Annotated in this window: 1 protein-coding gene; it reads right to left on the reverse strand. The window is 62.8% G+C overall.

The window, feature by feature from the left end; genetic code table 11:
• A partial coding sequence (locus tag PV762_RS27800) for an IS3 family transposase (protein ID WP_421038233.1) occupies window positions 1-506 on the reverse strand: 506 nt, incomplete at both ends.

Consider the following 506-nt stretch of genomic DNA (forward strand, 5'->3'; position numbering starts at 1 on the left):
AGGCCGCCATCTGGTAATGCCAGCCCTGGTCCGAGTGCAGCATCGGAGCTTGCTGGCCCGTGAGCCGCGACAGTGCCTTCTTGAGCATGTTGCCCACCAGCGGGAACAGCGGACGCTCGTTCATCTCGTAGGCCACGATCTCTCCATTGAAGAGGTCCATCACCGGCGACAGATACAGCTTCTTGCCACGGACGTTGAACTCGGTCACATCGGTCACCCATTTCTCATTGGGTCGTGCGGCGGCGAACTCGCGGTTGAGCAAGTTGGGTGTCGTGGCCATCTCGCCCCGATAGGAGCGATACCGCTTGGGCCGCACCAGCGACTTCAGGCCCAGACCCTGCATCAGACGCTGCACCGTCTTGTGGTTCACCGCCTCGCCGCTGCGTCCGAGCTCGGCCGTGATGCGCCGATAGCCGTAGCGACCCTTGTGACGCTCGTACACGTCGTGGATTCGGGCCTTCAGGCCCGCATGCTTGTCGCCGGCTTCAAGCACCTTGGCCTGGTAG

The sequence above is a fragment of the Mitsuaria sp. CC2 genome, from assembly GCF_048957715.1.
In the GTDB taxonomy this organism is placed as follows: Bacteria; Pseudomonadota; Gammaproteobacteria; order Burkholderiales; family Burkholderiaceae_C; genus Roseateles.